Here is a 13,946-nt window from a genome sequence, read left to right as displayed (position 1 = left end):
TGCCTTAAGAAAAGTACGAAACGACCCGTCACCCCTCGTCACCCTTCGCACTGTTTAGAACTCAGAACCGCTATTTGACGCGGTTTCTAGGCCGTCTAACTCGGAGCGGAGCTGCAGGCCGTTTACCATCACCCCGCGTTTGGTTCGGCGTCGGGTGTATCCGCGTTGCTCGCAGACGGCGTTGAAGTCGACCATGGGACGCGCCCACCCGGAGGTGCGTTTCGCCCACTCCCGGTACGCCGCATAAAGGGGGCCGCCCCGTTCCTCCAGGCCGCTGCCAACCTCGCAGCAGTCTTCGAGGAACTGAGCGAACCAGTCGTTTTCCTCCCGGTACGCCTCGGAGGCTTCCACGACCTGGCGGGGTGGGTTGAGCCTGTAGTCCTCGGCGTGGATGACCCTCGCGCCTTCCATGATCCAGGCGAGGATTGCCCCACCCGCATGGTCGTAGAGGTGGTCCGCATAGTTCTTGACGTCGCTACTGCCCTGGATTTTCGCTTCGAACGGCACCACGATCAGGCGTCGCCAAATGCCAGTGTCCATCGCCCCAACCGTGAGGACATCAGCGGACATGTTCCCCGCATAGGAGCCCAGCACGCGGGCTCCAGGTTTTCGCACTGTCACTTGAAGTTGGTTCCCTCGTTGTGCTCGGGGTTGGTTTCTGGCTTGTTGCCACCACGGACGTGTCCGTGTACTGGCTGATCGTAGCCCTGGTCCCGATGGGCTTTGGCGCTGGCACCATGAGCGCTTCAAACCAAACGCAGGCGATGCGAGATGTTCCTCCGGCTCACGGCGGCACTGCGGACGGCCTGCAGCAAATGACGCAGCGCATCACAACCGCAATTGGGAACGCCCTAATCACCGGGGTTGTTTTCTCTGTTTACGCAGATGGCTCCAGTGTCAGCAACTGGCTGTGGGGAGCAACCGCGGAACTGGGTGTCATTGCGATCTTCATCATCGCGGCACTCTTACTTGCAATCCTTTTTTGGCGCTCCCCAAGAACCACGCAACCCGCCTGAGCAAAACGCTCAGTCCTTAGGCCAAAAGCTACTGTCCCAGGTCGGCTATCAGCTGTTTGATTCCGCTCCCAAGCGGCTTCACCTCGTACAGGTATTGCGTTCCGTCTTCCTCGTCAGTGATTGAAAGATGCTGGGTGAAACCAGCGGGACTGAGGTCGATGGAAACCGAGCTTCTGGGGATTTGGTGAATTACCTCGAGGTTATGAAAAGATGCCAGGGGGCCGATATTGTGTCGCCCCAGCAGATAGAGGTCCTGCGCGGTAAGGGCCAGCACAATTGAGGCGGCCGGTTCAGTTTTTTCCATGCGACGCTGAGCAATCAGCATGCCGAGGCCGCCCCCACCAACGGTGCTCCCCGCAAATGCAGCACCACTCAGCTGAGCAACAGCTCCGAGTGCCGCCCCACCGGCATCCCCGACAAGGGATCCCCCGGCCTGACCCCGCGTGGTGCCAACCGGAAATGCGATGGCGACATCTTCAACAGTGACTTCCCCAAGGGCTTCTTTCACGCCGTTTAGCGCAGCTTTTTCATCAATCATTTTCAGTTTTCCCTTCCAGGTAGCCAATAAGCTCCCCTTCAGGTTACTCGCGAAAGCGCTTTGGCCGCATAAGTCGCATTGCGTTCACAATGACTAGCAGCACGGACCCTTCGTGCACAAGCATTCCGAGCGCCATGGTGACTTCACCCAGGAACACCCCCGTCAGCAGCACAATGACGGTGACCAGCGCAATGGCAATATTTTGACGCATGACAGAAACGGTGCGTTTTGCAAGCGAAATGGCCCGCGGTAACTTCATGAGGTCGTCGTTCATAAGCGCGATATCAGCTGTTTCAATCGCGACGGCTGTTCCCGCGGCTCCCATTGCAATTCCAACGTTTGCTGCAGCCAGTGCGGGAGCGTCGTTCACCCCGTCACCAACCATCGCCACGGTATAGCCCTTTTCTTGTAGCCCCACGACCGCTTCGAGTTTTTGTTCCGGCAGCATCCCTGCGCGTACTTCATCCAGACCAACCTGACCCGCGACCGCCTGCGCGACCCTCGCGTTATCCCCCGTCAGCATGACAACGTCTCTTACACCAACGCTATGCAGCCAACTGACCATTCTGGGGGCGTCGGGCCGGATCTGGTCCGCCACGGCGATTACGCCAAGGGGTATTCCATCTAAACTCACGGCCATGGGCGTGCGTCCCGCTTTGGCCAATGAGTCCATTGTCGATGTTAGCTGCGCATTTTCCGACGCGGCTTCACTGGCCGAACCAGAACCTGATGTCACGAGTGCGCTCATAAGCGCCAAATTACCCACCGCGACTCTGTGTCCATCAACCAGGGCGACAACGCCCTTACCGGCAATGACTTCCACCTCTTCAGGCAGCTCTTTCACTGCAAAGCCTTCCGCTGCGGCGCCATCAACAATAGGTTTTGCGAGGGGGTGCTCAGAGCCAACTTCGGCGCGGGCTGCCCAGCGGAGCACATCCTCACGAGAGGTATTTTCGGCCAGGGGCACCACGTCGGTGAGGCGGGGGGTACCCCACGTGAGCGTCCCGGTTTTATCAAGTGTGACAGCGTTGATTTTAGCGCTGGTTTCGAGGTACTCCCCGCCTTTAATCAAGATGCCGTCACGGGCGCCGCGACCAATCCCCGCAACAACTGCAACGGGGATTGAAATAACCAGGGCGCCTGGACAGCCAATTACGAGCAGGGTGAGCCCAAGAACCACATCGCGGGTCAAAAGCCCCGCTACCAGTGCAAGGACAATGATGCCGGGGGTGTACCAGCGCGAGAAACGCTCCATGAAAGACTGTGTTGGAGCCTTGGCGTCCTGCGCTTCCTCAACCCGGTGGATGATGCGCGCCAGGGTGGTGTCCGCCCCCACGCCGGTTGCCTCGACTTGAAGAAGTCCGCTGCGGGAAATCGATCCCGCAAACACCCGATCCCCCACCGTTTTCTCAACGGGAAGTGACTCACCGGTAATCGAGGCTTCATCTAAGCTTCCCGATCCCCCGACCACAATGCCGTCAACGGGAGTCTTCGCCCCAGTTTTTACCAGCACAATTTCCCCAAGCGCTACGGCTCCCGCAGAGATTTCGACCTGGTCGCCATCGCGCATGACAATTGCGGTATCGGGTGCCACCGCAACGAGGGCGGCCAGGGCTCCCCTCGTCTTGTTCATGGTTCGCACTTCAAGTGCATGTCCAAAGGCGAACAGGAATGTCACGGCTGCCGACTCCCAGTACTCGCCAATAACCAGTGCCCCAACCGCGGCGATTGTAACCAGCAGGTCGATTGCCACAACTTTTACAAGCAACGCCCGCACTGCTTTCACCGCGATCGGAACACCCGCAACCAGCGCCGCAGCGATCATTAGGGCATCCGCTACCAGCAGCGGCCCCGGTTTGGCGAAATCAAACGCGCCGTGGTGGTTCGCCCCAAACGGGTTGACCCCGTACACGAGAGAAACGATTGCAGAAATCACAATCAGGGTTCCAGAGCAGGCCGAGATCGTCCACGGGCTGCGTCTTAAACGAACGAGGAGATTCATTGAGTCCCTTTCTGATTTCTCGGCTGTCACCTATCGTTTCCTAAAACCTCTGCCTTTTAGAACGCGGAGACCTTGGTCGGGTAACCCGCCTTCGTGATGATTGAGGCGATTGAGTCAGCGGTGACAACCTGGGGGTTGTGGTCAACTTCAACGCGGCCCGAAGCAAACTTCACCTCAACCCCGAAGACTCCGTCAAGGTCGCCAACCTGCTTTTCAATTTTGGCAACGCAGGAGGGACAGCTGAAACCCTCGGAACGGAAAATTGTGTGAGTGGGGTTTGTAGTAGACATTTTTCTTCCTTTCACGCCGCACCCGTAGTTTGGGGGTGGCTCTATTTCTTTTACCTGAGTAACCTCAGACTAAAAGGGGCCTGAGCCTGGCAGAATGATCAGCGTCAATTAAGTGCAGGATATTTAAGTGCGGCATTGTGAGGAGGCGAAAGCAGATGACACAGGATGACCAAGGGCAGCTCAACCATCCTGCTCTTAACGCCAATAGCTTTGTTCCCCCTAAGGGCCGGCGCACAATCCCCCTTCGCGAAGTAGTTTTACCACACGAGTGTCCCGAACCGGTGCGCCTACGAGTTCTAGGGCGGGCCCCCTACTTCCAGGGGCTTGACATATCGGAGCTACGTGAAATCAGCACCCGCATGAACACGCGCGTATACGCACCAAACGAACACATCTACAATGCCGGTGATGAGGCCAACGAACTTTTTGTGATTGCCGAGGGCCGGGTCAAGTTATCCCAGGTCTCCGCCGACGGCACCGCCACCCTCACCGACATTTTGGTCCCGGGTGATCTATTTGGCGCGATGGGGGCACTGGGGCAGCCAACGCACCTGCAATCGGCCGCCACCCTTGTTCCCTGCTGTATTTTGCGGATCGGGCAACACGATTTTCGACAAATCCTCGAACAGCATCCAAAGGTGGCACTGAAAGTTCTGGACGATGTTGCGGGCCGACTGCGGCGAGCCCAGCAGGATATTGGCGACCAGTCCACGAATACTGTGAAACAGCGGGTGGCAACCACGCTGCTGCGTTTGGCAGATAAGTTGGGTGAGCAAACCGCTGAGGGCATCCTCTTGAATGTTCCCCTGTCGCGCGCCGATCTTGCAGGGCTGGCACGCTCCACCCCGGAATCTGTTTCGCGCGTCATGAGCCAGTTCAAAAAGCAAAACGTGGTTGATTCGGGGCGGCGTTGGACGATTTTGCTGAATCCAGAAGCACTCACTGATGCGACTCAAGCGGTCCTCCCCCCTCTTTCCGACTAGGGACCGTATCGGAGAGCCCAAATTCCCGTAATTACAGTCTTTGCAGGTCAAGGATTCAGTTATTGACGAAATAGTGTCATGGTAGAGCGTGCTCTAGAGCACGCTCTACCATTTTTAGGAGTATTAAATACGATGGCTCAGGAGAACATTGAACTGAGTGAAAAGCCCGGCGACAGCGGCTGCGCTTGCGGACATCACCACGTGGAGTTCCCAGAACTCGACGTGCAGCAGATCCCAGGCGAGGTGCGACACGCGACCATTTTCGGCGCACTGGAAGCAATCCAACCCGGACGCGGACTTATTATTCGTACCACCCATGACCCCATCCCCCTCCTGCAACAACTGGGGCAGCGTCATCCCGGCAAATACAACATGGAATACCTTGAGCGTGGACCGCAGCAGTGGCGCATCCAGTTCACTCTTGCGTAACTCGTAAATAAGTGCGTCGACCTGCTTCGACGGGCATTTCGCACCGGTGCTCAATGCCCGTCGGAGCAGGTGCATTTTTATACTCACCGAATTGGGCGCAGCAGCACAAAGCCCAGGGGTACCAAAAGCACCACCCCAAACAGAGACAGGATCGAAAAACTGTAGCGGTCCAGGTTTGGTTCCGTCCTTTTTGAGAGGATGGATTCATGGCAGTGAAGTATGAGCAGTCGTTCAGGGATCGCGCGGTGCGGATGGGAAGTGGTCGTGTGAGTTTGGTGCGAGCGGGCCGCTGAAGCCTGGCAGTGTGGTGGGGGTGACCCAGACGGAGCCGGGTAAGGCCCCTTCCACCGCAGTGACCGCGAAGGTCACTGAAGCCGGTGCTGGCGGTGGTGCTGGTTTGGCGGCCACGGGTGCGCAGGTGACCGGGATTGCCGCCCTGGCCAGTGTCCTCCTCCTGGCTGGCCTGGTGCTGGCGCGCAAGAAGCAAGGAGCTCACGCGGCGAAACACTAACCGCTAGTTTCACGCAGCAAAACAGGCCGGGTGGCTCAGGAGCAGTTCAGTCCTGCGCCACCCGCCCCTTTCGTGCAAGGAGTGACTTGTTGTCTGAAACCCCCGGGACCGAAGTTGAATACACCTGCACCCAAGTTGAATACACCTGGGCCTGAGTTGAAACCCCCTGGGGTCAAGTTGAAACCCCCTGGCGCTTCCCGCCAAGAATTTGAATACACCCTGTATTCAACTTCGAGGGGCGCGAGGCGCTGGTCCGGCGAAATTGGCCCGCCGAGGGCGCGTCCTGGGTCATTTCCGGCCTGAGGGGGTTCTGTCGGGTAAGCAAGCTGCACGCCATAAACCGCAGAACGGCCCGGAAAACAAGGGCTGATTGTTCAGGGAATCAGCCGACGACGGCTTCTATCCATTCAGTGGTCCTAGTGGATCCTGCGCGTGGATCCAGATACTTTTTCGCGCGGGGATGCACAATTCCGCGCGACGGCCTTCAAGACCCACTAGGGATGGAAAACCCCAGGGGGTCTCACGCCCGTTTCTGCGCCAGAGTCACCACGACATCCCCACCCAGGGCGAGCAGCCAACCAGCAGACAACGAGAATGGCGCAGAACCAGGCCAAAACTGACGCTTCCGCGCCGGATACTGAAAAGCACCCTGGTACCAACACCAGAGTGCAAACAGTTATTTAGCGACCCTTTTGGATACAAACCGACGTTCGGGCCAACGTCAAAAGGTTGGCGCCAGGTGGGTTCAAAAGTGAGCTAGGTGGGTGCCGCTCAGTTGCAGGTGGCCATGAATCCGTCCTGGGGTGCGGAGCGCGGTTGAGCTGCTTGCCCCTGCTGAGTTGTCGTACCTTCCGAAGCTCTTTCGCAGACGCGCGCTCATGCGCGCAGTATTTCACCACCCGTGCGTTTCGCCTGTTCTCGACGGCTCTGTTTCGTTCGCGGCACGGGTTTTCGTGTTTGGTCATCCCGGGCGCAACCAGAGCGCCAGGTACACTAGGGCAACCAGAACCGGGACTTCGATCAATGGACCAACAACACCCGCGAGGGCTTCGCCCGAGGTTGCTCCAAACGTTCCGATAGCCACTGCAATCGCTAGCTCAAAGTTGTTGCCTGCTGCTGTAAATGCAAGCGTGACGGAACGAGAGTAGCCAATGCCCAGCATTCTTCCGAGGATCATTCCCCCGGCCCACATGATCGCAAACTAGGCCAGTAGGGACAGTGCGATCCGAACCACGTTGAGAGGGTTGGTGGTTACCGCCTTCCCTTGTAAAGCGAACAAAAGCACGATAGTGAACAGCAGTCCGTTGAGAGCCCAAGGGATGATCGCGAGTATGAACTGTTCTTCGTACCAGACACTTCCCTTACGTTTTTCCCCAATCCACCTGAACAAGAATCCAGCAATCAAGGGGACTCCAAGGAAGATAAGAACATTGACGGCAATCTTCCCCATGGAGGCATCGATCCATTGCGTGGGCAAACCGAGCCATCCGGGCAGGACGGTGAGGTAGAACCAGCCCAGTAAGGAAAACATGAAGACTTGGAATATTGAGTTGATTGCCATTAGCAAAGCGGATGCCTCCCGGTCACCGCGCGCCATGTCGTTCCAAATCACCACCATTGCGATGCAGCGGACCAGGCCGACGAAAACTACACCCGTTCGGAACTGGGCAAGTCTGGCAGTAATAGCCACGCTAGGGCGAACATCAACAAGGGTCCGACCAGCCAGTTGAGCACCAGTGAAGACATTAGGAGTCGCTTATCTCCCGTTACGGCGCCAATCTTGTCGTAGCGCACTTTCGCCAGGACTGAGTACAGCATCACCAGCAATCCCAGTGCAATTGGAACGGAAATACCGCCCACTTCCATTCCTGCCAACCACAGACTGATACCGGGAACTAGCGCCCCAGCAGCAATCCAGCTGCCATGGCTGCGACGATCCATGCTGGCAGCCATCGATCGATGGTCGAGAGGAGCGCCAACGGCGCGGGGTAGTCGCCAGATTGTCTGTTAGCCCTCGCGGGTAAGTGAGCCTTACTAGGCTAGTTCATGCTGCGCCAGTTCCATTTCGACGTAGGGCAGCTCAATGATCGGCTTGTCGACTTCTCGTTTGAGGTCTTCGATAATGTCGTGGTTCGCGGCGGCACGCCTTTGGAGGAATCTGGAGGTGGTGTTGACGCCGTCCAGCGATTGGTTAACAACCCACGCCATCGGCGTAATTCCGGCGCGTTCGAGGTCCGCGACCAGGGATTTGGCTTCAAGTACCGGAGTGGTCTCGGGCAGTGTGACAATGATCGGTTTGGTGACTGAGGCGTCCTGGAGGCGAACTAGCGTGGTGGCAGAGGTCTGCTGCCCGGATTGACGCATAAGTTCCTTGTGATAGGACCCCGTTGCGTCCAAGAGCAACAAAGTGTGGCCCGTGGGGGCAGTATCCAGGACAATCCAACGGTCTTGGGACTCTTCCACCACCTGGGAGAACGCTCTAAATACTGCCACTTCTTCGGTGCATGGACTTCGCAGGTCTTCTTCCAGTTGTGCATATCCGTCGGCATCTAAATCTGCGCCTTTTGTTGCGAGCACCTCGGCGCGGTATTCCTCCACTACCCGCACCGGGTCTATGCTTGACACGGTCAGTCCGGGTATTTTCGCTCCGAGCTCTAGATCCAGGTGCGCTGCGGGGTCAGTGGTTGACAAATGGACTGGCTTACCGGCCTTCGCTAGTTCAACGGCGAGAGCCTGAGCTATCGTCGTTTTACCTACGCCCCCTTTGCCCACGCAAAGGACCAACTTGGGTTCCCCGGCTGCCAAGTCCTCCACTAGGGGTGATAACCCTTCAGCGAAGGTCTGACTAGCAAGCTCCGTTCCAGTATCCTCACCGACACTCCCCAGGGCTGTCTCTGGCCCGATTGGAGATTCCGGTTCGTCAAGGCCACGCAGGCCGTCTATTCCCATGACGGGCCGTGCCCGCAATTCGAGGGGATAGATGTTTGCGCTGGCAAGGTTTGGATAGGTAGAACCGTCAGTAAGTGTTGCTAATAGCCTCTGTTCCCTGCCCCAAATGTTCTCGGTCAGAGTATCCGTGACTGCCCATTTGGGAAGTAGCCCGTTGACCACTAGGCCGGCTGGATTGATTCCCAGAGCTGAAAGCTCCACGGCAGTGCGTTCAGCTTCATCCAATGTGGAGCGTTGACCACGAGCCACCAGGATCAGGTCGGTCACATCCGGATCACTGAGCGCCTCGACAGCGCTTTGATATGTCTGTCGGTTTTTCTCCAGTCCAGACATCGGGCCAAGGCAGGACGCATCACCAGCGCCTTTTTCAATGAAAGAGGACCAGTCTCCGGGTAGAGAAAGAAGGCGCAGAGTGTGGCCAGTCGGGGCGGTGTCGAAAATGATTCGATCATACGAATCTTGGATGCCCTGGTCGGTGAGGAACTGGGTGAACCGGTTGAAGCTAGCGACCTCAACGGTGCAGGAGCCCGACAGGGTTTCTTCTGTGGCTGCTAACACCTCTGCGGGGAGTAAGCCCCGCACGGGACCAAGGATCGATTCACGATAGTCGGTGGCCTCCGCGTCTGGATCGATCTCAATGGCATCAAATTTGGTTCCTGCGAATAAGTCAGACAAGTCAGTGAGGGTCGGACCGATTTTCTTGCCAAATACCTGTCCAATGTTGGAAGCGGGATCGGTGGAAATCAATAGGACTCGCTCGCCTGCGTCAGCGAATTGTGTTGCCAGTGCGCAAGCCACTGTTGTCTTGCCTACCCCTCCTTTTCCGGTAAAGAACAGGTGCTTGGCGTTCGAGCGCGGCAATCCCATCAGCAGGTACCTCCACAACAGCAGCCGTCGGACTCTTGAGTAATCGGTAAGGCGCCGAGTGTTGGAGCCACTGCGACACCAGCAAACATCCGTAACTGCTCAACGGTCGGGTACACGCCAGAAAGGGCGAGAACATCATCAACAACAACCACCGGGAGCCCATCGACTCCCGAGACCTCCAGGAACTTTCGGACCACCTCGCTGGTAGCAAAATCGGCAGGTTCAGAAGCCAGATTGTGGCGGCGGACCTGCACGCCCTCACCTTCTACCTGCTTGACCGCAGCGGCAAAATCCACAAGGGCCTGGTCCACATCGGCACCGCACACTCCAGATGAACAGCACAGGGCTGGGTCATACACATGAACAGTTCGCATTTAGTCCTCCATACATTTCGATGATCGTCGACACGTCGATAGTCTAGTGAACGTTTTGATGCTTGTCGAAACGTCCGATACGATTCAGGTATGACCATGAACACGGGCCCGAGCTGTTGTCCAGCACCCACGTTGATGAAGAGAGATCAGGCACTGGCTGCGGCCCGCACATTTGCCGCATTAGGGGACGCTACTCGCCTGCAACTGGCAGCCTTCGTCAGCCAGTGCTCACCCGCGCCAGTGTGCGCGTGCTCATTTCCTGAAGTCTTCGACATGAGTCGTTCAACGATCTCTCACCACCTGACGAAACTGGTGGACGCAGGGATTCTTGAGCGCAGCAAAGAAGGCAAGTGGAGTTACTACACGGTCAGTGCCACCTTTGACCAAAATGTTCTCCAAGCCGTGACGAACCGGATGGACACGCTAGAACGCTGTGCGCCAAATGATCCCGACGGTCCTGTCACGATTCTGTTCGCCTGCACACAAAACGCGGGCCGTTCTCAAATTGCGGCTGCAATAGCGGCCTCCATGGCTGGGCCTAACATACGGGTACTTTCTGCTGGGACCAAGCCCGCCCCTGAAGTGCACCCCGCCGTGGCCGACATCCTCGATGAGATCAACCTAGTCCCACTCTCGGATCCAAAAAAGCTAGACCCAGCCGATATTAAAGAGGCGGACTGGGTGATAACCATGGGATGCGGCGAGACCTGCCCAGTCTTTCCCGGCACTCACTACGAAGAGTGGGAAATTCCCGACCCATCCGGCAGGCCCCATCCAGAAGTGCGCGAAATCCGCGACACAATCGAGGCAAAAGTTCGAGACCTACTCAGTCGCACGGTAATCACGCCATAAGCCAAGACACCACCGCTAACTGACAAATTGCACACGGAAGTGCCACTTCCCTCGCGACTGAGAGTGCACGGCAACCAGCAACTAGGTTCATCCTTGAAACAGATGGTAATCGTCCCGTCTGCATCGACGTTGGCTTCGGTGACCAAGGTGTTCCACGCTTCGGGCGTGTAGGCCAATGGCGGCTGATTTTGTAGGCAGTCGTGGATTTGGTGGGCTTGACGGCTGCGGTACTCGAGGTCGCGGATTCGCTCTTCCACTTGGAGGCGTTTTGCGTCGATGGTTTCGTATTTGGTTTCGAGGCTCTCATAGTTCGCTTCGTATCGGTCGGGGTCGATGGCAGTTTTAGCGCCTGCGCGTGCCAGGTTGTTCATGCGGGCAACCAAACCCTCGGCTTGCTCATCAAGGACAGCAAGTTCGGCGTGGAGTTTCTCGGTGTTGAAGACCGTGGCGTCCAGGTCCTCGAGCACCTCGGATGTCGTGGAAGTCTGGCTCATGCGTTCTGCGAGGGCTGCTACGAATGCTTCTTCGATTTGGGTCTCAAGGACGCGAGGTGTGACGCAGCGGGTTTTGTTGCTTTCGTATTTGTTGTTGCATCGCCAGATGTGTCTCGCGTATTTGCTTGTGGAGTGCCAGGTTTTGCGCCCGAACCATCCCCCGCATTGTCCGCAGCGAATCTTGGCGGAGAAGGGGTCCCCTTCCGGTAACTCTTGTTATGGTCCCGGCTCCCGGTCTCGGGAACGTAACCAATGGACTCCCGCAGGCTCCACCGCTCTAGGGATTGGCCCTCTAAGGGCTTACCCGCTACCCGGCCCCGACTCGTCGGCTGGCCTGCCACCCGGCTACCGGGCACCCCCTCACTACGTCCAACTGAGCAGATAGTTGAGCCGTGGTGCCCCCAGTGGTACCCGTTACCAAAGGCGGTGACCAGGACGGTGATGATTTGTCCGGCGGCTCCAACGATCTCGATGATGATGGTTGGGAGGTTCTTGATGAGCGAGACCAAGAGTTCCACGCCTGCAGAAACCAGCTGCGGGATGGAACCCAGGACCACCGCGACTAGGCCACCAACGATCTGTGGGATCGCCGCGACCACGGCGGCGATGATTTGTGGGAGCGCCCCAATCAAAGCAATGAGTAACTTGATGCCCGCGTCGATGAGCAGCGGGATTGAACCAATGATGGCGCTGATCAGTGAGGAGACGATTTTTGGGATCGCCGCAACCACGGCCGTAATAATCTGCGGCAACGCCTCAACCAACGCGGTGAGGAGTGTGATGCCTGCGTCGATGATCAGCGGGATCGCCTCGGTCAAAAACCCGATGATCGCCTCCACAATCGCAGGCAGTGCCTCAACTAAAACCGGGATTGCCTCCAGCAGCCCAGTGGCTAGGCCAAGGACCAGTTCTAAGGCGGCTCCCAGCAGCAATGGCAGGGCATCGATTAGCCCCGTAACTATTGCTTCTAGGGCACATTGGAAAGTCCTTCTACAACGATCCCTATTTTGGTGGCAAAATCGACAATCTCCGAGTGTGGGATCGCGCTCTCAGCATCGTTGAGCTATTCGGTGACGAGCCAAGCGAAGATGCCACTGTGGAATCCATTGCAGTGAAGTCTTTGCCAACCAAGACAAGCTACACAGTCGGGGAAGAATTCTCAGCTTCGGGTGTCGCCATTGAGGCAACCATGTCCGATGGTTCGAAGCGAACTCTCGAATCCGACGAGTATTCTCTCGGGACAGTGGACATGGCGAGCGCTGGCACCAAGACTGTCACGGTGACGTTGACCAGTGACACGAAGGTCACGACCAGTTTCACCATCACGGTTACCGAAGCTCCCGCTCCCCCTGTTGAGGTTGATTCAATCCAGATCAGCGGAGCAGGTGTGGTGAACGGAAAGCTGTCCCTGAAGGTGGGAGACTCGGTGCAGCTATCTGCTGCGGTCTTGCCCGACGACGCCACGAACAAGACTGTCGTCTGGTCGGTCACCGGTAGTGGCGTGCTCGTCAGTCCCACGGGGCTGATCACTGCTACCAAAACAGGCACTGCCACGGTCACCGTGTCTTCCGCTGGAACACCGACGGTCTCTGCAGCAGTGACTGTGACTGTGACTGACGCTGACAAACCTGAGGTCACAGTTGATCGCCTCTCTGGGGCCACTCGATTTGAGACATCAGCGAAGGTCGCTGCTGAGCAAGTTGAGCAAGGCGGCAAGGTCGTGGTTGCCACGGGCATGTCTTTTGCCGATGCAGTCTCAGCAACAACACTGGCCAAGGCACAGGACGCGACTTTGGTGCTGGTGAACTCCAACTACGTTGCCGGGGACATGCGTGCGATTCTTTCATCGCGGGCCGTCTCTCAGATCACTATCGTAGGTGGAACGCAGGCGGTGAGCCCTCTGGCAGAGAAACAGCTTCTCTCCACGCTTCCCGCCAACAGCACAATCAAGCGACTGTCGGGTACGGATCGCTATGAGACGTCGCGCAAGGTGCTCAAGGAGACTGCCGCACTCAACGGCGGGAGCCTCGGTGTTGTTACCGTGGCCACCGGCCGCGACTTCGCTGACGCTCTGGCAGGAACGGTATACGCAAGTGGCCTGAAGGGTGCCACTCTCCTTGTCTCAGGAAATACCACAGCCGGCGATGCGGCTGCAGTTGCAGCAGCCAAGGCTGTCGGGGCAACGAAGGTTCGCATCATTGGCGGTACGTCGGCTGTCGGCGCTGCCACAGAGCGGTCCTTCAAGTCCGCGGTGTCCGACACCAGTCGACTCGCCGGAGATGACCGGTATGCCACTGCCGCGAAGGTCAACGACATAATCGATAGTGAGCTGGGTAACGCCAGTGAAGTGTCGCGTGTGTGGGTTACCAGTGGATCCAGCGCCGCTGACACTGCCGTGGCAGTCTCAGCGCTCGACTCCACTCGCGAACGCCTGGTATTGACCAAGACGAATTGCATGACAACGAATGTGATCGCACATTACCCAGCGACAGAGCGGATTACTCTGGTCGGGGGGAAACGGTGTTGACTAAAGCCGTTGCGAATCTCACCCAGTGCAAGTAGCGGCGTTTCTCAGGTGAGTCTCACCTGAAGACACCAACCGAGGCGGGGTTTCTTCTCTCGTGATGAGGGGAAACCCCGC

General features: G+C 57.5%; 13 protein-coding genes and 2 pseudogenes. 6 read left to right on the top strand and 9 right to left on the bottom strand.

What is annotated here, in order from left to right:
- Window positions 1-54: 54 nt before the first annotated feature.
- Complete coding sequence (locus FYJ24_RS11365; RefSeq protein ID WP_225872144.1) at window positions 55-621, bottom strand: hypothetical protein; 567 nt, start codon at window positions 619-621, stop codon at window positions 55-57.
- Between the two features lie 20 nt (window positions 622-641).
- Here FYJ24_RS11365 and FYJ24_RS11360 point away from each other — a divergent pair, with 20 nt between their 5' ends.
- Window positions 642-1,016 carry an MFS transporter gene (locus tag FYJ24_RS11360; protein ID WP_154546482.1) on the top strand — a complete coding sequence of 125 codons (375 nt, stop codon included), beginning with the start codon at window positions 642-644 and terminating at the stop codon, window positions 1,014-1,016.
- 28 nt (window positions 1,017-1,044) lie between these two features.
- Here FYJ24_RS11360 and FYJ24_RS11355 read toward each other — a convergent pair whose 3' ends face one another.
- The 3 genes from FYJ24_RS11355 to FYJ24_RS11345 are packed head-to-tail and all read right to left on the bottom strand — an operon-like array spanning window position 1,045 to window position 3,846.
- Window positions 1,045-1,581, bottom strand: a complete 537-nt coding sequence (locus FYJ24_RS11355; protein WP_154546480.1) for a hypothetical protein — start codon at window positions 1,579-1,581, stop codon at window positions 1,045-1,047.
- Window positions 1,582-1,597: 16 nt separating this feature from the next.
- Window positions 1,598-3,556, bottom strand: coding sequence for a heavy metal translocating P-type ATPase (locus FYJ24_RS11350; RefSeq protein ID WP_154546478.1), 1,959 nt, complete (start codon window positions 3,554-3,556; stop codon window positions 1,598-1,600).
- 56 nt (window positions 3,557-3,612) lie between these two features.
- Window positions 3,613-3,846, bottom strand: coding sequence for a heavy-metal-associated domain-containing protein (locus FYJ24_RS11345; RefSeq protein ID WP_154546476.1), 234 nt, complete (start codon window positions 3,844-3,846; stop codon window positions 3,613-3,615).
- Between the two features lie 155 nt (window positions 3,847-4,001).
- Here FYJ24_RS11345 and FYJ24_RS11340 point away from each other — a divergent pair, with 155 nt between their 5' ends.
- The 3 genes from FYJ24_RS11340 to FYJ24_RS11330 all read left to right on the top strand — a co-directional run bounded on the left by FYJ24_RS11340 (window position 4,002) and on the right by FYJ24_RS11330 (window position 5,769).
- Window positions 4,002-4,829 (top strand): Crp/Fnr family transcriptional regulator, encoded by an 828-nt coding sequence (locus FYJ24_RS11340; protein WP_154546474.1) that lies wholly within the window; start codon window positions 4,002-4,004, stop codon window positions 4,827-4,829.
- A gap of 132 nt (window positions 4,830-4,961) precedes the next feature.
- Window positions 4,962-5,258 (top strand): DUF2249 domain-containing protein, encoded by a 297-nt coding sequence (locus FYJ24_RS11335; protein ID WP_154546472.1) that lies wholly within the window; start codon window positions 4,962-4,964, stop codon window positions 5,256-5,258.
- Window positions 5,259-5,571: 313 nt separating this feature from the next.
- Window positions 5,572-5,769, top strand: a complete 198-nt coding sequence (locus FYJ24_RS11330) for a hypothetical protein (protein ID WP_154546470.1) — start codon at window positions 5,572-5,574, stop codon at window positions 5,767-5,769.
- A 961-nt stretch (window positions 5,770-6,730) separates the two neighbouring features.
- Here the strand turns inward: FYJ24_RS11330 and FYJ24_RS13455 are convergent.
- The 4 genes and pseudogenes from FYJ24_RS13455 to arsD all read right to left on the bottom strand — a co-directional run bounded on the left by FYJ24_RS13455 (window position 6,731) and on the right by arsD (window position 9,959).
- Entirely contained in the window at window positions 6,731-6,946 is a 216-nt protein-coding gene (locus FYJ24_RS13455) for an arsenic resistance protein (RefSeq protein ID WP_318656681.1), read from the bottom strand.
- A 24-nt stretch (window positions 6,947-6,970) separates the two neighbouring features.
- A pseudogene (locus tag FYJ24_RS11325) lies at window positions 6,971-7,587 on the bottom strand (arsenic resistance protein).
- Between the two features lie 216 nt (window positions 7,588-7,803).
- Complete coding sequence (arsA, locus tag FYJ24_RS11320; protein WP_154546468.1) at window positions 7,804-9,585, bottom strand: arsenical pump-driving ATPase; 1,782 nt, start codon at window positions 9,583-9,585, stop codon at window positions 7,804-7,806.
- The gene (gene arsD, locus FYJ24_RS11315) at window positions 9,585-9,959 is read right to left on the bottom strand and encodes an arsenite efflux transporter metallochaperone ArsD (protein ID WP_154546466.1); all 375 of its coding nucleotides are present in this window, start codon (window positions 9,957-9,959) and stop codon (window positions 9,585-9,587) included. Before arsD ends, arsA begins: the two co-directional genes overlap by 1 nt.
- 90 nt (window positions 9,960-10,049) lie before the next feature.
- Between arsD and FYJ24_RS11310 the strand changes: the two genes are divergently transcribed.
- A complete protein-coding gene (locus tag FYJ24_RS11310) occupies window positions 10,050-10,811 on the top strand; it encodes a metalloregulator ArsR/SmtB family transcription factor (RefSeq protein WP_154546464.1) in 762 nt (253 codons plus the stop codon).
- A 563-nt stretch (window positions 10,812-11,374) separates the two neighbouring features.
- Here FYJ24_RS11310 and FYJ24_RS13590 read toward each other — a convergent pair.
- Window positions 11,375-11,485: pseudogene (locus FYJ24_RS13590) on the bottom strand (recombinase zinc beta ribbon domain-containing protein); the annotation flags it as partial.
- A gap of 781 nt (window positions 11,486-12,266) precedes the next feature.
- Between FYJ24_RS13590 and FYJ24_RS11300 the strand changes: the two are divergent.
- Window positions 12,267-13,832, top strand: coding sequence for a cell wall-binding repeat-containing protein (locus tag FYJ24_RS11300; protein ID WP_154546462.1), 1,566 nt, complete (start codon window positions 12,267-12,269; stop codon window positions 13,830-13,832).
- The last annotated feature ends 114 nt before the right edge of the window (window positions 13,833-13,946 follow it).

The organism is Scrofimicrobium canadense, from assembly GCF_009696615.1.
GTDB classification, from domain to species: Bacteria; Actinomycetota; Actinomycetes; order Actinomycetales; family Actinomycetaceae; genus Scrofimicrobium; species Scrofimicrobium canadense.
Note: the sequence above shows the minus strand (reverse complement) of the source record. Positions and strands in the feature narration are given on the sequence as shown.